This window comes from Sphingopyxis panaciterrulae (assembly GCF_014199295.1).
Lineage (GTDB): Bacteria > Pseudomonadota > Alphaproteobacteria > Sphingomonadales > Sphingomonadaceae > Sphingopyxis > Sphingopyxis panaciterrulae.
Genome location: NZ_JACIJH010000001.1, coordinates 691968 through 711379 on the forward strand (window position 1 = coordinate 691968; position 19412 = coordinate 711379).

Annotated in this window: 10 protein-coding genes; 3 read left to right on the forward strand and 7 right to left on the reverse strand. The window is 68.8% G+C overall.

Features of this window, described 5'->3' with window-relative positions:
• Positions 1–12 precede the first annotated feature (12 nt).
• Genes addB through trxA form a run of 3 tightly spaced genes read left to right on the forward strand, consistent with a single transcriptional unit; the run spans position 13 to position 6960 of the window.
• Positions 13–2979, forward strand: a complete 2967-nt coding sequence (gene addB / locus FHR21_RS03305) for a double-strand break repair protein AddB (RefSeq protein WP_184095240.1) — start codon at positions 13–15, stop codon at positions 2977–2979.
• The gene (locus FHR21_RS03310) at positions 2976–6605 is read left to right on the forward strand and encodes a UvrD-helicase domain-containing protein (RefSeq protein ID WP_184095242.1); all 3630 of its coding nucleotides are present in this window, start codon (positions 2976–2978) and stop codon (positions 6603–6605) included. Before addB ends, FHR21_RS03310 begins: the two co-directional genes overlap by 4 nt.
• 34 nt (positions 6606–6639) lie before the next feature.
• The gene (trxA, locus tag FHR21_RS03315) at positions 6640–6960 is read left to right on the forward strand and encodes a thioredoxin TrxA (RefSeq protein ID WP_184095244.1); all 321 of its coding nucleotides are present in this window, start codon (positions 6640–6642) and stop codon (positions 6958–6960) included.
• 100 nt (positions 6961–7060) lie between these two features.
• Here the strand turns inward: trxA and argJ are convergent, their stop codons facing one another.
• The 7 genes from argJ to FHR21_RS03350 form a co-directional block, all read right to left on the reverse strand.
• Entirely contained in the window at positions 7061–8287 is a 1227-nt protein-coding gene (gene argJ, locus FHR21_RS03320; RefSeq protein WP_184095246.1) for a bifunctional glutamate N-acetyltransferase/amino-acid acetyltransferase ArgJ, read from the reverse strand.
• A gap of 174 nt (positions 8288–8461) precedes the next feature.
• Positions 8462–9895, reverse strand: a complete 1434-nt coding sequence (locus tag FHR21_RS03325; RefSeq protein WP_184095248.1) for an aldehyde dehydrogenase family protein — start codon at positions 9893–9895, stop codon at positions 8462–8464.
• Between the two features lie 85 nt (positions 9896–9980).
• Entirely contained in the window at positions 9981–11306 is a 1326-nt protein-coding gene (locus tag FHR21_RS03330; RefSeq protein WP_184095250.1) for a M20/M25/M40 family metallo-hydrolase, read from the reverse strand.
• Positions 11307–11433: 127 nt separating this feature from the next.
• Positions 11434–14226, reverse strand: coding sequence for a DUF3857 domain-containing transglutaminase family protein (locus FHR21_RS03335; protein ID WP_184095252.1), 2793 nt, complete (start codon positions 14224–14226; stop codon positions 11434–11436).
• A 392-nt stretch (positions 14227–14618) separates the two neighbouring features.
• Positions 14619–16031, reverse strand: a complete 1413-nt coding sequence (gene glnA / locus FHR21_RS03340) for a type I glutamate--ammonia ligase (RefSeq protein WP_184095254.1) — start codon at positions 16029–16031, stop codon at positions 14619–14621.
• 176 nt (positions 16032–16207) lie between these two features.
• Positions 16208–16546 carry a P-II family nitrogen regulator gene (locus FHR21_RS03345; RefSeq protein ID WP_095388486.1) on the reverse strand — a complete coding sequence of 113 codons (339 nt, stop codon included), beginning with the start codon at positions 16544–16546 and terminating at the stop codon, positions 16208–16210.
• Positions 16547–16991: 445 nt separating this feature from the next.
• Positions 16992–19178 (reverse strand): PQQ-dependent dehydrogenase, methanol/ethanol family, encoded by a 2187-nt coding sequence (locus tag FHR21_RS03350; RefSeq protein ID WP_184095256.1) that lies wholly within the window; start codon positions 19176–19178, stop codon positions 16992–16994.
• Positions 19179–19412 lie beyond the last annotated feature (234 nt).

Here is a 19412-nt window from a genome sequence, read left to right on the forward strand (position 1 = left end):
ATGACGGAATTCATGACGAAACCCGCCATCTTCTCCATCCCGGTCCACCGGGCGTTCGCCGACGCGTTCGTCGCGGGGCTGATCGCGCGCTTTGCCGATGGGGCGCTCGGGCTGGCCGAAGGGTTGATCCTGCTGCCGAGCAATCGCGCGCGCGGCGCGGTGCAGGCGGCGTTCGTGCGCGCGGGCGGCAAGGGGCTGCTCATGCCGCGGCTCGCGGTGATCGGCGACGCCGACCTCGACGAATCGGTCGGCCTGATGCTCGACGCGATCGACGACGATCCGATTCCGCCCGCGATCGACCCGCTGCGCCGCCGCCTGCTGCTCGCCGAACTGATCGAGCGCCACACGCCCGACGGCGAGGCGCCGATCCGGGGCGCCGCCGCCTTCCAGCTCGCCGACGGGCTCGCGCGGGTGATCGACCAGCTTCACTATGAGGAGGTTCGGCCCGCCGCCCTGGTCGATCTCGACCTCGGCGCCTTCGCCAGCCATTGGCAGGCATCGCTCGGGCGGCTGCGCCTGCTCGTCGATCATTGGCCCGGGGTGCTGGCGCGCACCGGCAGCATCGACCGCGCCGAGCGGCGCGGCCGCCTGCTCGACCGGGTGGCGGCGGGATGGCGCGGCGCGCCGCCCGCGCGCTTTACCGTCGCGGCGGGAATCACCACCGCGGCCCCCGCGATCGCGCGGCTGCTGCGCACCGTTGCCGATCTGGAGCGCGGCATGGTCGTGCTGCCGGGGCTCGACCGGGCGATGGCGGCCCAGGAGTGGGACGCGCTCGGCCCGACGCGGCCCGATCCTGAAAATCCGGCGCGCCCGCTGGAAACCCATCCGCAATATCATCTGAAGCTGCTGCTCGACCGCATGAACGCGAGCCGCGACGAGGTGATCGAATGGGATGCGACGTCCGATTTCGACGGGACGGAGGCGCGCACGCCCTTCGTCTCGCTGCTCTTCGCGCCCGCTGACTATACGGCCAAGTGGCAGGCGGCGGGCGACCTGTCGGCGGCGACCGCGGGACTATCGGGCGCGGTCTTCGCCGACGACGGGCAGGAGGCGCAGGGGATCGCGCTGCTGATGCGCGAGGCGGTCGAGACGCCCGGACGCACCGCGGCGCTGGTCACCCCCGACCGGGCGCTCGCCGAGCGCGTCGCCGCGGCGCTCGCGCGCTGGGGTCTGTCGGTCGACGACAGCGCCGGACAGCCCCTGTCGCGCACGCCGCCGGGCGCGCTGCTGTTGCTGCTCGCCGAGCTGGCGGCGGATTTCGACCCGGTGGCGCTGGTGTCGCTGCTCGGCCACCCGCTGGTCCGCAAGGGCGAACAGCGGACGGCGTGGCTGGACCATGTACGGCGGCTCGACCTGATCCTGCGCGAGCCGGGCTTGCGGCCCGGCTGGGATGGGGTGAGCGCGCGCATAACCGAGCGCGCCGCCGACCCGAAGGCGCGCGGGCACGGGCCGGCCACGCAGCTTCGGCCGTGGTGGGACGAGGTGGCGGCGGCGCTGGGCGCGGCGCTCGCGCCCTTCGCGGCGGGTCCGACGCCCCCCGCCGTCCTGCTGGCGGCGTTACAGGACGCGCTCGAATGGTTGACCGGCGATGCCGTCTGGGCGGGGCCGGCGGGGCGGATGCTCGCCGGGCTGTTCGACCAATGGGCGCTCGCGCGCGGCGACGGGCCGGCGCTCGTCGATCCGGCCGATTTCCCGGCGATGCTCGGGCAATTGCTCGCGCAGGCCAGCGTGCGGCCGCCCTATGGCGGGCATCCGCGATTGTTCATCTGGGGGCTGCTCGAAGCGCGGTTGCAGCGCGCCGACCGCATGATCCTCGGCGGGCTCGACGAGGGGCGCTGGCCCGCCGCGACCCAGCCCGATCCGTGGCTCGCCCCAGGCATCCGCCGCCTGCTCGGCTTACCCGCGCCCGAGCGGCAGCAGGGAATGGCGGCGCACGACTTCGCCGGGGCGCTCGGGGGGCGGGAAATCGTCGTGACACGCGCAGAGCGCAGCGGCGGCGACCCGGCGGTCGCTTCGCGCTTCTGGCTGCGGCTCGCGGCGCTCGCGGGCGACCTGCCCGAACCCAGGCCCGGCGGGGTACCGCTGACCCGGCTCGCGGCCGGACTCGACGTGCCGCCGGGCGATCCGCAGCCGGCGCCGCGCCCCGCGCCGCGGCCGCCCGCCGCCGACCGCCCGCGCAAGATCAGCGTCACTGCGGTCGACCGGCTGGCGCGCGATCCCTTTGCCTATTATGCCAATCAGATGCTTGGCCTGTCGGCGCTCGACCCGTTGAGCGCCGCCCCCGACCCACGCTGGCGCGGGACCCGGGTGCATAAATTGTTCGAACATTGGGTGCGCGGCGGCGCGACGGCGGAGGGTTTCGAGACCGAACTCGCCGCGCTCGCCGCCGACCCCGCGCTCGACGCGCTCGACCGCGCCTTCTGGCTGCCGCGCATCGAACCTGCGCTGCGCTGGGCGGCGGCGCAGGTGGCCGAGGCCGAGGGGCGCAAACCGGTCGGGGTCGAGATGCGCGGCGAGAGGACGGCGGACGGCGTGACCCTCCACGGCAAGGCCGACCGCATCGACCGCGACGCCGAGGGGCGCCTCGCCATCGTCGACTATAAATCGGGCGGCGCGCCGAGCGCCAAGGCGGCGTTCGACAAGCTTGACAACCAGCTCGGCCTGCTCGGCCTGATCGCGCAAACCGGCGGGATCGAGGGCGTCGCGGCGGCGCCGGTCGCCGCGCTCGAATATTGGAGCCTGCGTCCCGACCGCCGCGCCGACGGCGCCGGAAAAATCTCGCGCACCTATGGCCTGCGCAGCGGGCTGAAGAGCGTCGAGGAGGCGATCGGCCATGCCGCCGACGCGCTGACCGACCTTGCCGGGCGCTTCCTGCTCGGCGATGCGCCGTTCGTGCCGGGCGAAGCGGCGGGCTATGGTGAATATGACCAGCTGATGCGCCGCGACGAATGGTTTGGGCGCGGGGAGGGCGAGCGATGAACAAGCCCCGCGGCCTCGCGACGCTCGACCCGCGGCAGGGCGCCGCCGCCGATCCCGAAAGCCATGTCTGGCTCGGCGCGTCGGCGGGGACGGGCAAGACGCAGGTGCTGTCGGCGCGCGTGCTGCGGCTGATGCTCGACGGCGTGTCGCCCGAGGCGATCCTGTGCATCACCTTCACCAAGGCGGGCGCCGCCGAGATGGCACACCGCATCCACGAGCGGCTCGCGGCGTGGGTGCGGATGGACGACGGCGACCTGCGGCTCGACCTTCAGGCGCTGGGCTTCGATCTTGATCGGCTTGGCTATGATTGCGGCGTTCCAACGTTGATGAAGCGCGCGCGCGCGCTGTTCGCCACGGTGATCGACAGCCCCGGCGGCGCGATCCGGGTGCAGACGATCCACGCGTTCTGCCAGACTTTGCTCGCGAGCTTTCCGCTCGAGGCGAAGCTGCTGCCCGGCTTTCGCGCCATCGAGGAGGATGAGGCGGAGGCGCTCAAGCGCGCGGTGTTGGGCGAACTGTTAAGCCTGGAAAGCCCCTCCCCTTCAGGGGAGGGGGAGGGGTGGGGGCCATCGGCCTTGCGCAAGGCCGATGGCCCCCACCCCGCTGCGACCAGGTCCGGCTCCGCCGAACCAGGTCTCGCTGCCCCTCCCCTGAAGGGGAGGGGGAAAAATGGCGACGCCGCGGCGATGCTGTCGCGGCGGCTGGGGCCGGATGCGGCGCTGGCCTTCCTGTCGCGCTGCGCCGCGGCGTTCGGCGGGCCGCGCGCGCTGCTGCCGCCCACGGCGCACGATCTGCGCGACGCTTTCGGCCTGCCGCCGGGCGACCCCGATGCGTGGATCCGCGAGCGGGTGGCGGCGGGCACCGTCGCCGATGCCGACATCAAGGCGGTCGCGGCGAGCGGGGCGGCGTGGGGGACCAAGACGGGGCTCGCCTGCTCCGACGTGATGGTCGGCTGGCTGATGGGCGATGCCGAGGCGCGCGCCGCGATGCTGGGCGAACTGCTCGGCTGCTTTCTGACCGGCAAGGGCGATCTGCGCGCCGATTTCGCGGGCGACAAGGGGAGGATGACCGATTGCATCGACAGCGCAGCGCGCATCGCCGGGGCGGTGCAGGAGCTGCTCGGCACCGCCGCCGCGATGCGCGTCGCCGACGAGCTGGCGGTGGCGTGGACGCTGGGGAGCCGTTTCGCCGAAGCCTATGCGCTCGCCAAGCGCGAGGCGGGGCTGGCCGATTTCGACGACCTCATCACCCTTGCCGGCACGCTGCTGCGCGTCAGCCGCTTCGGCGAATGGGTGCGCTTCAAGCTCGACCAGCGCACCGACCATATATTGGTCGACGAGGCGCAGGATACCAATATGCGCCAATGGGGCATCGTCCTGTCGCTCGCCGAGGAGTTTTTCGCGGTGGCGCCGGGCGATGCCGAGCGCATCCGCACGCTGTTCACCGTCGGCGACCGCAAGCAGGCGATCTTTGGCTTTCAGGGCACCGATCCCAAAGCCTTCGCCACCGCGCGCGATCTGTTCCACGCGCTTGGCGAGCGGGCGGGGCAGGCGTTCCGGCAGGTCGATCTCGTCTCCAACTATCGCTCGACCCCCGCGGTGCTCGCGGTCGCCGACGCCTGGCTCGCGGCCGGCGGTGCGACGATGATGGGCCTCGACGGCGACGAGCCGCCGCACCGGCCGTTCCGCGACGCCCATGCGGGGCAGGTCGAGCTGTGGGCGCCGCTGCCGGTCGGCAAGGCGCTCGATGCCGAGGCCGACGATGCGGACGCCGAAGAAGGCGGGGCGGAAGGCGGCGACGGATCGGCGCCCGCCTCCGATCCCGCCTCGATGCGGCTGGCGCGCGCGATCGCCGACGAGGTGCGGGACTGGATCGCCAATGGCAAGGACGGGCGGCCGGTCGCGCCGGGCGACATCATGATCCTCGTCCGGCGGCGGCGCGACCTCGCGGCGCGGATCGTCGCGCGGCTTCAGGCGCTGCATGTGCCCGTCGCGGGGGTCGACCGCTTCGCGCTGACCCAGCCGCTGGCGGTGCAGGATCTGATGGCCGCGATGCGCTTCGCGGTGCAGCCGCTCGACGACCTCAATCTCGCCGCGCTGCTCGTCTCGCCGCTGATCGGCTGGACGCAGGACGAGCTTTATGCCCGCACCCGCGCGCGGGGCCGCGCCGCAATCTGGGAGCATCTGCGCGGGGCCGAGGGCGAACTGCCTGCTGCGACGATGGAGGCGCTGCGCCACCTGCTGGGCATGGCCGACTTCACCACGCCGTTCCGCTTTCTCGAAACCTTGCTGTCGGGGCCGATCGACGGGCGGCGCAAGCTATACGCCCGGCTGGGGCGCGAGGCGCGCGACCCGATCGACGAACTGCTCAGCCAGGCGCTGGCCTTCGAGACGCGCGAGACGGTGTCGCTGCTCGGCTTCCTGACCGCGGTGTCGGGCAGCGGCGCCGACATCAAGCGCCAGACCGAGGCACGCAGCGACGTGGTGCGGGTGATGACGGTCCACGGATCGAAGGGGTTGCAGGCGCCGATCGTCATCCTCGCCGACGCGACCGACGATGCCGCGATCGGCCACCGGCCCTTCACCGTCGACGTCGCGGGGTGGGAGCAATTGCCCGTCTTCGCGCTGCCCGCCGACGAGCGGCACGGCGCGCTTGCCGAGGCCTATGAGGCGGCCGCCCGCGCCGCGGCCGAGGAGCATTGGCGGCTGTTCTATGTCGCTATGACGCGCGCCGAGGAGATACTCGTCGTCGCGGGGGTAACCAAGAAGCCCGACCGCAGCGTCCCCGAAACGAGCTGGCACGCCGCCGCCGAGGCGGTGCTGGCCGATATGGGGTGCGATTGGGAAGAGGGGGGGCCGCACTGGGGCCGGCGCCGCGTCCACCGCGCCAACGCCGGCAAATGGGCGCGCCCGGAAAAGGCCGTGACGGTCGCCGCGCCGGCGCTGGCGCTGCCCGGATGGGCGCACGCCCCCGCGCCCGATGAGGCACGCCCGCCGCGCCCGCTCGCCCCTTCGGCGCTGGGCGAGGATGATGTCGCGGTGCCGCCGCAGGGGACGGCGCGCGTCGCGGCGGTCGAGCGCGGGCTGCTGCTCCACGCGCTGTTCGAGCGGCTGCCGCCGGTCGCGGCCGACCGGCGGCGCGCGGCGGCGTTGCGCTGGCTGGCGGCGCAGGCGCCGGGGCTGGACGACACGACGCGCGCCGGAATCGTCGGCGAGGTGCTGGCGGTGCTGGACGATCCCGCGCACGCGGCGCTGTTCGGCCCCGGCAGCCTTGCCGAGGTGCCGCTGTCGGCGGTCGTCGACGGTGGACTGGTCGTCGCGGGGATCGTCGACCGGCTGCTGGTTGCCGGGGATGTGGTGACGGTGATCGATTACAAGACCGGGCGGCGGGTGCCGGATGGCGCTTCCGACGTCGCGCCCGCTTATCTGCGGCAGATGGCCGCCTATCGCGACGCGCTCGCCACCATCTTTCCGGGGCGGCGGGTCAAGACGGCGCTGCTTTATACGGCGGGACCGAAGCTGATCCGTCTGGACGATGCGATCCTCGATCCGCACAAGCCCGTCTTGCTGGCCGCCAAGGCGAATTTGCCCTCCACGGGGCTTGAGCCGGGGCCGCCGACTGCCTAGCTTGGAAGCCAAGAGGGAATTCAGGAGTCAGATTATGGGTACCAAAGCGATCAGCGACGACAGTTTCCAGGCCGATGTGCTCGACAGCGACACGCCGGTCCTCGTCGATTTCTGGGCCGAATGGTGCGGTCCGTGCAAGATGATCGGCCCGGCGCTCGAGGAAATTTCGGACGAATTGAACGGCAAGGTGGTGATCGCCAAGCTCAACATCGACGACCATCCGAACGCTCCCGCCAAATATGGCGTGCGCGGCATCCCGACGATGATCTTGTTCAAGAATGGCGAGATCGCCGAGACCAAGGTCGGCGCGGCGCCGAAAAGCGCGCTCAAGGGCTGGCTCGAAGGGGCGCTGTAAGGCCCGGGCCGTCGCCCCCGCGAAGGCGGGGGCCGCTGGCAACCTTACGCTACTCCGATAGCGACCCCCGCCTTCGCGGGGGCGACGGTTTATAGCAATCTCAGCTCCGGTAATCGGCGTTGATGCTGATGTAGCCGTGCGTCAGGTCGCACGTCCACACGGTCGCGCAGCCTTCGCCCAGCCGCAAGTCGGCGCCGATGCGGACGTCCCGGCCTTTCAGATGCGCCGCGACCGGCGTTTCGTCATAGCCATCGACGGGCAGGCCGTCCTTCGCCACCCAGACATCGCCGAAGCGGATCGCGAGGCGGTCGCGGTCGGCGGGCTCGCCCGCCTTGCCCACCGCCATCACGACGCGGCCCCAGTTCGCGTCCTCGCCGGCGATCGCGGTCTTGACCAGCGGCGAATTGGCGATGGCGAGCGCGACGCGTTTTGCGCTCTCGTCACTGACCGCGCCCGTCACCCGCACCTCGATGAATTTCGACGCGCCCTCGCCGTCGCGCACGACCTGATGCGCGAGGTCGAGCGCGACCTGCCGGATCGCGGCGTAGAGCGCGTCCGCGCCGGCATCGTCCCATGAGGCGAGGGCGGGGTTGCCGGCTTGTCCGGTGGCGAAGAGCAGCACCGTGTCGCTGGTCGAGGTGTCGCTGTCGACGGTGATGCTGTTGAACGACCCGCCGGTCGCCCGGCTCAGCATCTCCTGCAACAGCGCCGGTGCGACCGCCGCGTCGGTGAAAATATAGCCGAGCATCGTCGCCATGTCGGGGGCGATCATCCCCGATCCCTTGACGATTCCCGCGACGTGGACGGTGCGGTCGCCGACGATCGCGCTCGCGGCTGCGCCCTTGGCGAAGGTGTCGGTGGTGCCGATCGTCTCGGCCGCCGCCTCCCATGAGCAGGGCGCGGCGGTCAGCGCCGCGGCGACGCCCGCGCGTGCCTTGTCCTTGGGCAGGGGCACGCCGATGACGCCGGTCGAGCTGACGAAGACCTCTTGCGGCGCGCAGCCGAGATGCTCGGCGACCTGCCCCATGATCTGCTCGACCGCCTCGCGCCCGCGATAGCCGGTGAAGGCGTTGCTGTTACCGGCATTGACGATCAGCGCGCGGCCCGCGCCGCCCTTCACCTGCTCGCGGCCGAGTTCGACCTCGGACGAGCAGCAGACATTGCGCGTGAACACGCCCGCGACCGTCGTGCCGGGCGCCAGCTCGACATAGGTGAGGTCGCAGCGGTCCCATTCCTTGTAGCGCGCGCGCGCGACGCGGAGCGTGACCCCGGCGATGGCAGGAAGGGCGGGGAAGGCCGCGGGAGCGAGGGGGGAGCGGGTGATCATGGTGCGGTGCGTGTAGCGGGTGCTGGCGTATAGCAAAAGCCCCTCCCCTTCAGGGGAGGGGTTGGGGTGGGGTCTTGAGCCCTTGCGCAAGGCCGATGGACCCCACCCGCTGCGACTAAGCCAGCAAGCTGGCAAGTCTCGCTGCCCTCCCCTGAAGGGGAGGGCGGGAGTCGCTTACGCCGGAATGCCGCTGATCGACTTGACTTCCATGAAGTCCTTGAGCCCGAACAGCCCGCCCTCGCGGCCGTTGCCCGAGGCCTTGTAGCCGCCGAACGCCGCGCCGGGTCCCGGGCCCCAGGCATTGACCGCGACCATGCCGGCGCGCAGCTTCGGCGCGACTTCGGCCGCCTTGGCGGGGTCGCCGGAAACGACGGCGGACAGGCCATATTCGGTGTCGTTGGCGATATCGACCGCCTGGTCGAGGTCGTCATAGGCCATGACGGTCGCGACCGGGCCGAACACCTCTTCCCTGGCGATACGCATGTTCGGGGTCACGCCCGAAAAGACGGTCGGCTTGATGTAATAGCCGCGGTTGACGTTCGCGGGCAGGCCGGTGCCGCCGGTTTCCAGCGTCGCGCCCTCGTCGATCGCCGACTGGATCAGACCCTGGATCTTGTCGAACTGCGCCTTGTTGACGACGGGGCCGATATGGCCGCCCTCGGCCATCGGGTCGCCCACCTGCGTGCCGTCGAACATCGCCTTGATGACGCCGACCGCCTCGCTCTCGCGGTCCTTGTGGACGAGGATGCGGGTCGGGGCGATACAGCTCTGGCCGGTGTTGACGAGCACGCCCTGCACCGTCGGCGGCAGCACCGCTTCGAAATCGGCGTCAGGCAGGACGAGGTTCGGCGACTTGCCGCCCAGTTCCTGATGGACGCGCTTGACCGTGTCGGCCGCCGCCTTGGCGACGAGGATGCCGGCGCGGGTCGATCCGGTGAAGCTCACCATCTCGATCCCCGGATGCGCGGCGATCGCGTTGCCGACGGTCGGGCCGTCGCCCTGCACCAGGTTGAAGACGCCCGCGGGCACGCCTGCCGCTTCGAGAATTTCGGCGAAGATCGTCGCGTTTCCGGGGCATTCCTCCGACGGCTTCAGCACCATCGTGTTGCCCGCGGCGAGCGCCGGGGCGACCTTCAGCGCGATCTGGTTGAGCGGCCAGTTCCACGGCGTGATCATGCCGACGACGCCGATCGGTTCATAGGCGATGACGCCCGCGGCATATTTTTCGGTGAAGCTGAAATCCTTGAGCGCGGCGATCGTGCCCATGAAGCCGCCGATGCCGGCGCCGACCTGCGCAGTGCCCGCGAAGCTGACCGGCGCGCCCATTTCGGCCGCCATCGACCTAGCGAGATCGGCTCCGCGCTTCTTATATTCCTCGACGATCCGGTTCAGCACCTCGAGCCGCTGCTCGCGCGTGGTCTGCGACCAGCTCTTGAACGCCTCCTTCGCCGCGGCGACGGCATCGTCGACGTCGGCTGCGGTGCCGAGCACGATGGTCGATGCGGGTTCTTCGGTCGCCGGGTTGATGACCTGATGGTCCTTGCCGCCCTTGCTGTCGACCCACCGGCCGCCGATGTAATTCTGCTTGAAATGCTGTTCGGTGCTCATCGTCTGTCTCCCATCGGCGTGAAATGCGTCTCGCTTTGCTACCTAAGCACTGGGGCGGATGAATCAAGCGCGGTCGGGCGCGAAATTATCGCTGATCGGCGGCAAGGCGCGACATCAGGATCGCGGCGCGCGTTGCCTGGCGCGCGATCGACGGTAGCTCGACCGTCTCGCCCGGCGCATGGTCGCCGGTGCTGTAGGTACCGAGTCCCGCGAGGCTGTCGACATTGGCGGCGACGAAGCTGATGTCGCCGGCGCCGCGTTTCAGCGGGTCGAGCGCCGCCATCTCGGCCAGCCCGAGGTCGCGGTTGACGCCATTGAGCTTGGCGAGCAGCGCCTTGTTGCCTTCGGTGGGGGCCATCGCCGGATAACCGCCGGGGTCGAAGGCGAGGGTGGCGCCGGTGCCCGGCGCATGGTCGGCGACGATCGCCGCCATCTTCGCCTTCACCCGCGCCGCCTGATCGGCCGACAGCGTCCGCAGGTCGCCGCGCGCGATAGCGGTCGCGGCAATGATGTTGGTCTTGCCGCTCGTCGTCGCGCGAATGCCGCCTTCGTCGAGCGACACCTCCTGCCCGCCAGCGACCAGCCCGACGTTGAAGGTCAGGTTGGGCTCGGGCAGCTCGGTGCGGAAGCGCTGGATGATGCGCGCGAGCTCATAGATCGCCCCGTCGCCCGATTCGGCGCTGAAAATGCCCGAGCTGTGATTGGCCTTGCCGGTCGTGGCGACCGTCCAGCTTTCGGAGGAGCGGCGCGCGATCGATCCCATGTCGGCGCCCCCCTTATCCCCTGGGCCGTCACGCACCAGCCCCTCGAAATCGAGCGCGACGTCGCTGCGCTTGCCCGCGGCGATCAGGTCGGCGCGCGACTTGGCGATGGGGTCGCCCGCATCCTCTTCGTCGCCGGTCAGGTGGATTTCGATGTTCGCATCTTTCAGCGTCCCCGCGGCATGCATCGCCCGCAGCGCCGCGACGATCACGACCATGCCGCCCTTGTCGTCGCCCACCCCCGGCCCTTCGGCAAGGTCACCCTTGCGGGTAAAGGTCTGGAAAGGCGAGTCGGGCTCGAACACCGTGTCGAGGTGGCCGATGAGCAGCAGGTGCTTGCCGCCCTCGCGCCCCTTGTGGACCGCGATCAGATGGCCGGCGCGCTTCGTTTCGGGCATCGGTTTCCACGTCACGGCGAAGCCGAGCGGTTCGAGCTCGGCGCGCATCATCGCCCCGACCTTCTCGACCCCTTCGAGATTGAGCGAGCCGCTGTTCTGATTGACGAGGCGTTCGAGCAGCGCGATCGAGCGGTCCTGCTCGGCGGCGACGGTCCTCGCCATCGCGGCCTCGGCCTTCGACAGCTTCGCGTCCGCCGCCGGTGCGCAAGCGAGCGAGGCGGCGAGGAGGGCGGCGAACAGCGGCAATTTCATGGGGCTTCGACCTTCATTGTCCGAACCGTCGCTCCTGCGTGGACAAAGGCGACGGGGGCATTTGTGCCTCGACCGATGCCCGGGCGCAAGCTGACGACCGGGGCGGCGGCTGCCCGCCGCCGGCCCCCTATGGCTTGATCCCGTATTTCGCGTAGGTCTTGTCGATCTCGCCGCTCTGTATCCGTGCGAGCGCGAGGTCGGCGAGTGCGCCGACCTTGTCGTCGGCGCGGCCGCGGATGATCCCGCGCATGTAGAGCGAGGCGGGCAGGCCGGGACTGAGCTTCAGCGCCGCATCGAGGTCGGCGCGCGCCTCATCGAGCCGGCCGAGCCGGAAATAGACCATCGCGCGGCTGTCGAGCACGGCGGCGGCATTGTCGCTGAGCTCGATCGCGCGGGTGCAATCCTTGAGCGCAATATCGAGCTGGATCTCGCGCGTTCCGCGCAGCCAGCACAGCTCGTTGAGCAGGCCGGGGTCGCCCGGCCGCTCGGTCAGCGCTTCGGCGAGCAGCGCCGCGCCTTCCGAGGCGCGCCCCGCCTTGCCGAGCGCGTCGGCCTTGAGGCTGATCCAGCCGCGCTTGTCCTTGGCGCCAGCCATCTGCTCGTCGGCCATGGCGAGGGCTTCGCCGGTGCGGCCAAGCTCGGCGAGCAGGCCGACCTTCTGTGCCAGCGCATCCTCCGACCCGGGATCGAGCTTCAAGGCTTCCTCGACATCGGCCAGCGCCGCTGCATCGTCGCCGAGAGCGGCTTTCAGCCCCGCGCGCTGCTGATAGCTGTCGGCGGTCGGGGCCCGCGCGATCGCCGCGTCATAGTCGGCGATCGCCGCCTTGTAATCGAAGATGCCGCGGTTGAAGGCGGCGCGGTTCAGATAATTATTCGCCTCGTCAGGATCGTCGTCGATTGCCTTCTGATAGGCGGCGAGCAGCGGGGCGAGGCGCTTTTCCTTGCGGGCGCGGGCGATTTCCTCGACGCGCGAGGGATAGCCCGCGGGCGCACGAACGCGAAATTCGCTCTTCTTGAGCGCCGCCGCCTCCGCGCGCGCGGCGGGCAGGGCGCTGGCGGGCAGTTCGACGCCCTTGGTCCACACGCTCTCGACATCCGTCAGCCGGTTGCCGCCGAGTTGCGCGTCGCGCCGCAGGACGAAACCGGCGATCTCCCGGTCTGTCTGCGCGTCGCCCTCGGTCGTGAAGGCGGCGCCCTGCGGCAGGGTCAGGCTGAAGCGATATTCCATCAGCATCGGGTTGCCGGTGGCGACGGGGATATCGCGCCACGCCGGACGCGACCGGTCGATGTCGACATTGAAATCGCCCACCATCCCCTCGATTGCGAGATAGGGGCGCTCTTCGTCGCGGTTCCACCATAGATTGCCGATGCCCTTGGCATGGATGGTGGCGAGCCCCTTGGCCTCGTCGACCTCGATCGAGCGGCTGTAGATCGCGCCATTGTTGGTGAAGTTGCCGAGCGCGCCTTGGGTGAAATCGCGAAGCTGGTCTGGCTTGGCCTGCGCCTTCAGCGTCACCAGCGGCGCCATCATCGCGCCGCGGACAGTGAAGCTGAGGTCGAAGAGCGGCGGAAAGGCGGTGCCCGCCGACTGGTCATAGTCGATCGCGACCGCGATCTGCGGCCGTTCGGGCCGCCGCACCGGCAGCGCGGCGATATCGTGCCCCTCGGCGGTCAGCGGCAGCGCGAAGCCGAACGGCGGCACATCGGCCAGATCCTCGATATGGGTGCCCGCCGTCGTGCCGTCGAGCCAATAGTCGGTGCCGTCGATCGTCGCCTCGACGATGACATGGTCGAAGGCGCCGAGCGTCGGAAGCCGGTCCTGCAACAGATCGCCGAACACCGAACTGACCAGCGCCGGCCGCGCCGCGATGCCGAGCCGGTCGAGCATGGCGAGCAGCAGCAGCGTCTTGGCCTTGCAGTCGCCATAGCGCAGCGACCAGGTCGTCTCGGGCGCTTGCGGCACATAATTGCCGTTCTCCATCCCGCGATAGAGATAGCGGACCTCGTTCTGCACGACGCGCAGCGCGGCGTCGGCGCGCGCCCTGGGGTCGCTGGTCCTTGCCGCGATGCGGTCGATCTCGGCCGCGAGGGGCCCGCCGTCCTTGATCGTGCCCGCGGTCGCATAGAGCGGCGCGATCGTCCGCGACAGGTCGGCCCAGGATGCGAAGGTCGAAAATTCCAGCCCCGGCGGGCGGCGGAAGCGCAGCGGCGCGTCCTCGGGCATCTCCTCCTGCTTTACCAGCGGGTGCGACTGGGTCAGGATGCGATAGCCGTTCCTGTCGCTCTCGACCGGCGCGATGCCCTTGCCGAACGCCTTCCATTTGACGGGCAGATCCTTCGGCCACAGCACCCGCACCGACCCCGCGGCGATCGGCGCCGGCTCGGCGGGCAGGTCGATCAGCGCCTCGCCATTGCCCTTCATCACCGCGGTGCGTTCGACCAGCGTGGTCGAAAAGCGCACCGTGTCGCCGACGCGCAGATCCTCGATCGGCGCGGTGGCGGTCAGCCGCCCGTCGATCGCGCGCTGCTCGAAATCCTTCTCGCGCTGCAGCACGTTCAGCTTCAGCCCCTGCGCCAGCAGGTCGATCGGCTTGCCGTCGCGGATGATCTGGATGCCATGGACGATCAGGTCGTCGCGGTCGGGCTGCCATTCGAAGCTCATGTCGCTCCAGTTGCGGAGCATCTCGGCCGAGCGGATGCGAAAGGCGGTGTCGGTGAAGGTCGACCTCTTGTCACCCTCGATCAGCACCTGCCGGTCGGCGAGCAGCCACGGTCGCGCGTCGGCTCCGTCGTCGGTCAGCGGCGCCTTGTTCACCGTCACCCACGCGGCCGGCGCCGCATAGATGGGCGCTTCGGCGGCGACGGCCGGCATCGCGAAAACCACCGCCGGTGCGGCGAGAAAATAAGCCCCGTATCGCAAGATCTTCCCTCCCCTGTCGGGAGCGGTCTAGCCGGATATCGCGGCGGCAACAATGCGCGAAAAGACGCAATATGGTGGATAATGAGAGGGGCAGGCTCGATCTGGCGGCAGTCTTTGTCTTTATCTCACGCAAAGGCGCAAAGGCGCGAAGATCCAGAAATATAGGCTCACACAAAGACACAAAGAGGGCGCGCGCTGACGCAGACGATCGCTCATCATCTGCGCGAAGCGCCTTTCAAGGTCGCCTAAGGCGACGAATGAGCCTCACGGTCAGGCACATCCCTCTTTGTGTCTTTGTGTGAGGGTATTTCTTCTTCGCGCCTTCGCGCCTTTGCGTGAGATAAATAGGGACGCCCGGTTCTTGCGAACCGGACGCCCTTTGTCTCGCGCGATCAGGCGCTGTAATACAGGTCGTATTCGACCGGGCTCGGGGTCTGTTCGACGCGATGGACCTCGTCCCACTTGAGCTCGATATAGGCTTCGATCTGGTCCTTCGAGAACACGTCGCCCTTCAGCAGGAAGTCGTGGTCGGCCATCAGCGAATCGAGCGCTTCGCGCAGCGAGGCGCAGACGGTCGGCACTTCCTTCAGCTCCTCGGGCGGCAGGTCATAGAGATTCTTGTCCATCGCCTCGCCCGGATGAATCTTGTTCTGGATGCCGTCGAGCCCCGCCATCAGCAGCGCCGCGTAGCAGAGATAGGGGTTGGCCATCGCGTCGGGGAAGCGGAACTCGACGCGCTTCGCCTTGGCGCCGGCGCCATAGGGGATGCGGCACGAGGCCGAACGGTTGCGGCTCGAATAGGCGAGCAGCACCGGCGCCTCGAAGCCGGGGACGAGCCGCTTGTAGCTGTTCGTCGTCGGGTTGGTGAAGGCGTTCAGCGCCTTGGCGTGCTTGACGACGCCGCCGATGAAATAAAGGCACATGTCCGAAAGCCCGGCATAGCCGTTGCCCGCGAACAGCGGCTTGCCCTTTTCCCAGATCGAGAAATGCGTGTGCATGCCGCTGCCATTATCGTCCTTGATCGGCTTGGGCATGAAGGTCGCGGTCTTGCCATAGGCGTGCGCGACCTGGTGCACGACATATTTGTAGATCTGCATGCGGTCGGCGGTCTGGGTCAGCGTGCCGAAGGTCAGGCCGAGCTCGTGCTGCGCCGCCGCGACCTCATGGTGATGCTTGTCGCAGGGCAGGCCCATCTCCAGCATCGTCGAGACCATCTCGGCGCGGATGTCGACCGCGCTGTCGACCGGCGCGACGGGGAAATAGCCGCCCTTGGCGCGGGGCCGGTGGGCGAGGTTGCCGCCCTCATAGGCGCGGCCGGTGTTGGTGGGCAGCTCGATATCGTCGATCTCGAAGCCCGACTTGTTGTAGCCCGTCTCGAAGCGGACGTCGTCGAACATGAAGAATTCGGCCTCGGGTCCGACATAGACGGTGTCGCCGATGCCGGTCGAGGCGACATAGGCTTCGGCGCGCTTCGCCGTGGTGCGCGGGTCGCGGGCATAGCCCTCGCCGGTCGCGGGCTCGACGATGTCGCAGAAGATGACGAGCATCGGCGTCGCCGAGAAGGGGTCGTCATAGACCGCGTCGAGGTCGGGCTTCAGGATCATGTCCGACTCGTTGATCGCCTTCCAGCCCTCGATCGACGACCCGTCGAACATCAGCCCGTCCTCCAGCGAATCCTCGTCGATCACGCCGGCGCACATGGTCAGATGCTGCCACTTGCCCTTGGGGTCGGTGAAGCGCAGGTCGACCCATTCGATGTCGTTCTCCTGAATCCGCGCGATGATATCCTTGGGCTTCGTAGCCATCGTCGATGCTTCCTTCTTGCGATGATGACCGGCTCACGCCGGGGCTGGGTTAAATGTTACGCTAGTTCCGAAATTCCCGTTCGCGTCTCGCGAAGGCGAGACGCCTATCAGTAGCGCACGCCTTTGGGGTGCCTCGACTTCGCTCGACACGAACGGGTGAAGAGGTGCTCATGATCTTAAAGGGCGTCCTCGTTGCGCTCGCCGGTGCGGATGCGCAGCGCGGTCTCGATGGGCATGACGAAGATCTTGCCGTCGCCGATGCGGCCGGTCTGCGCGGCGGCGGCGATCGCCTCGACAACGCGCTCGGCCATATTGTCGTCGACGACGACCTCGAGCTTCACCTTGGGCAGAAAATCGACGACATATTCGGCGCCGCGATAAAGTTCGGTATGCCCCTTCTGGCGCCCGAAGCCCTTGGCCTCGGTGACGGTGATGCCGCTGACCCCGACCTCGTGCAGCGCCTCCTTCACCTCGTCGAGCTTGAACGGCTTGATAATCGCCTCGATCTTCTTCACGCGTCTGATCCCCTTCGGACTGTCCGTCCCGGCTCGCGGTCGAAGCCGGATCAGGCGCGCCTGTCCGGTTCGGCCGGTCGAGTCGGTGCGGTGTCCCGCCATCTTGCACCAATCAAGAGCCGTGCCAATTGGCGAATCGCGGGGTTTCGCGGAGATTCGCGGCGGGGAAAGACGGACGTGCCCAAGCCGTAGGCAGCGGCGTCCTTTCGCTGCCTAAAATATGGGCATGACGGTGAGGGGTCGTGCTTATTTATCTCACACAAAGACACAAAGAGGGCAGCGGCAAGCTGCCCGGCGGTTCGCCGCCGCAGGCGAGCTTGAAAATGCGCTACGCGCGGATGGTCCGCGACGGCTGCTGCTTTGCGCGCCCTCTTTGTGTCTTTGTGTGAGACTCATTATCCTGCCCTCTCTGCAGTCCCATCGATCGCAGAAAGGGCCAGGATTCCTAACGCCCCACTGGAGCCGAGGCTTCGGGCAGATTGGCCTTGGTCCAGTTCGACCGGTCGATGACATAGGCGCGGATCGCTTCGGCGTCGGCGGGCGTCAGCACGCGCGCGAAGCTGACCATGCCGCGGTCCTTGAGCGCGCCGTCCAGTACCACGCCCTTCCATGCGTCGGCGTTGGCCAGCGTGCCCGACACGCGCAGGTCGGGGGTGAAGCCGTTGCCGATCGCGCTGTCGCCGTGACAGACCTGACAATAGCGCCCGAAATGCGCCTTGCCCGACGCGACCTGCGCCGCCGTGCCGAACTGCGGCGGCGGGTTCCACGCGAGGGCGGTCGTCGCCGGCGGGGCGGGAAGCTGGACCGTGCCGCCGATCTTGAGCACGACGAGCCGCGGCAGGTTCGGCACCTTGCGCGTCACGCCGCCCGCGACTCCTGCGACCAGCGGAAAGGCGCCGCCCTTGCCGGTCTGGAAGGCGATATATTGGACGCCGTTCACGCGAAAGGTTGAGGGCGCGCTGACGATTCCCGACTGCATGTCGAGGTCGAGCAACTGCTTGCCGGTGTCGGCGGCATAGGCGCGCAGGCGCCCGGTGCTCGTTCCCTGGAACACCAGATTGCCCGCGGTGGTCATCGTGCCGCCGTTCCACGCCGCGGGATAGTCCACGCCCCACGCGACCTTGCCGGTTCGCGGGTCGAAGGCGACCAGGCGCCCGGTCGTCGCGGCGACCGCGGCGCGGAACGCCTGCACATCGTCGGGCAGCATCGTCTTGTTGAGCGAGGTGCCGACGTTGAAGCCGAGCACCTTCCTTTTGTCGAGCTCGTCCATGTCCTGGAGGTAGCCCTGCGGAATCTGCTGTGCCGGGATATAGACGAGGCCGGTCTTGGGGTTGTAGCTCATCGGATGCCAGTTATGCGCGCCGAGCGCGCCGGGCACGGCGATGAAGGGCTTGCCGGTCTTGTAGAAGCGCGCCTCGGGATTCTCGATCGGCCGTCCGGTCGCAAGATCGTAACCCGTCGCCCAGTTGATCCCGTCGACATAGGGCTTGGCGTCGATCAGCTTGCCCGTCGCGCGGTCGATGGTGAAGAAGAAACCGTTCTTCGGCGCGTGGTACAGCACCTTGACCGGCTGACCGTCCACCGGCTGCTCGGCAAGGATGATCGGCTGGGTCGCGGTATAGTCCCAGCTTTCGGCCGGCGTTTCCTGATAATGCCATTTATAGGCGCCGGTATCGGCGTTGAGGGCGACGACCGAGGACAGGAACCAGTTGTCGCCCTCGCCGTTCGAGCGCGTCCCGTGGTTCCACGGATTGCCGTTGCCGACGCCCAGATAGATCTGGTCGAGGTCCTTGTCATAGACGATGGCGTCCCACACCGTGCCGCCGCCGCCCGACGTCTTCCACTCGCCCGTGTCGGACCATGTCGCATTGCCCTTCGACGCGAAAATGGCATCGCTCGCGGCATTGTCGGCGCGCTTGTCGGGATTGGGCACGGTATAGAAGCGCCAGCGCTGCTTGCCGGTGTCGGCGTCATAGGCGGTGACATAGCCGCGCACCCCGAATTCGGCGCCGCCGTTGCCGATCAGCACCATGTCCTTGACGACGCGCGGGGCGCCGGTGATTGTGTAGGGCTTGCGCTTGTCGAAGGTCTGCGTCGACCAGATCTCCTGGCCGGTCTTGCGGTCGAGCGCGATCAGCCGACCGTCGAGCGTGCCGACGAACAGCTTGTCGCCCCAGACCGCGACGCCGCGGTTGACGACGTCGCAGCAGGCGCTGACCGCGCGCTCGCCGGGGACTTGCGGATCGAAGGACCACAGCTTCTTGCCGGTCGCGGCGTCCCACGCGTCGACCTTCGACCAGGCGTGGCTGACGTACATCACCCCGTCGACGACCACCGGGGTCGCCTCCTGCCCGCGCGCGTCTTCGAGGTCGGCATACCAGGCGATACCGAGCTCGCCGACATTCCTGTCGTTGATATCGGTCAGCGGGCTGAAGCGCTGCTCGTCATAGCTGTAGCCGATGCCCGCCCAGTCGTCGCCGGTGCCGCCCGTCTTCAGCAGCGTCTCGCTCGCCTTCTCGGCCTCGTCGAGCGATCCGCTGCCCGAGGCGCTGCCGTTCTTCGATGCGTTGCACGCCACCAGCGCCAGCGCGGCGCAGCCCAGCAGCGCCGCCGAAAAGACCCGTTTCGCCATATCCCTCTCCCACGCCTATGCTTGACGTTAACGTCAAGTCTGCGCCGGAAGGGGGCGGGGTGCAAGAAGATTTCGTGCAGAGGGCGTAGAGGATTTTGGTTCACGCGGAGGTACGGAGAAAAGAAAAAGCCGTTCGCCCCCCGCCTGTGCGGGGCAGGCTCTGAGCTTGTCGAAGGGCTGTTCTGTCTTTTGACGTCGTTGAAGGAAGAACGGTGCTTCCCCCGGACCTGATCC

What these genes read in the sequence shown, in the direction of transcription:
- addB (WP_184095240.1), top strand. Translation starts at nt 13, where the DNA reads ATGACGAAACCCGCCATCTTCTCCATCCCGGTCCACCGGGCGTTCGCC.
- FHR21_RS03310 (WP_184095242.1), top strand. Translation starts at nt 2,976, where the DNA reads ATGAACAAGCCCCGCGGCCTCGCGACGCTCGACCCGCGGCAGGGCGCC.
- trxA (WP_184095244.1), top strand. Translation starts at nt 6,640, where the DNA reads ATGGGTACCAAAGCGATCAGCGACGACAGTTTCCAGGCCGATGTGCTC.
- argJ (WP_184095246.1), bottom strand. Translation starts at nt 8,287, where the DNA reads ATGATCACCCGCTCCCCCCTCGCTCCCGCGGCCTTCCCCGCCCTTCCT.
- FHR21_RS03325 (WP_184095248.1), bottom strand. Translation starts at nt 9,895, where the DNA reads ATGAGCACCGAACAGCATTTCAAGCAGAATTACATCGGCGGCCGGTGG.
- FHR21_RS03330 (WP_184095250.1), bottom strand. Translation starts at nt 11,306, where the DNA reads ATGAAATTGCCGCTGTTCGCCGCCCTCCTCGCCGCCTCGCTCGCTTGC.
- glnA (WP_184095254.1), bottom strand. Translation starts at nt 16,031, where the DNA reads ATGGCTACGAAGCCCAAGGATATCATCGCGCGGATTCAGGAGAACGAC.
- FHR21_RS03350 (WP_184095256.1), bottom strand. Translation starts at nt 19,178, where the DNA reads ATGGCGAAACGGGTCTTTTCGGCGGCGCTGCTGGGCTGCGCCGCGCTG.